Annotated in this window: 1 protein-coding gene; it reads left to right on the forward strand. The window is 78.6% G+C overall.

The features are described 5' to 3' along the window. A partial coding sequence (locus ACLBX8_RS32135; protein ID WP_447716465.1) for a patatin-like phospholipase family protein occupies positions 1–285 on the forward strand: 285 nt, incomplete at both ends.

The raw sequence follows: 285 nt of genomic DNA on the forward strand, positions 1-285 counted from the left end.
CAAGACGAGTCCGCCGACCCGCATTTCCCGCCCGGAACCGTCGAGCCGGTCCGCCCGCCGCCGAGCCCCGGCCCGCAGGTCGGGCTCGCCCTCCGGGGCCGCTCGGCCCGGGGCTGGGCGCATATCGGGGTGATCCGCGCCCTGGAGGAAGGCGGCATCACGCCGACCGTGGTGGCGGGCTGCTCCATCGGCGCCGTGGTCGGCGCCTGCTACGCGGCCGGGCGCCTCGTCCGGCTCGAGGCCTTCGCCCGCGCGCTGACCCGGCGTCGGGGGGTGGGGCTCATC

The sequence above is a fragment of the Methylobacterium sp. D48H genome (assembly GCF_053345715.1).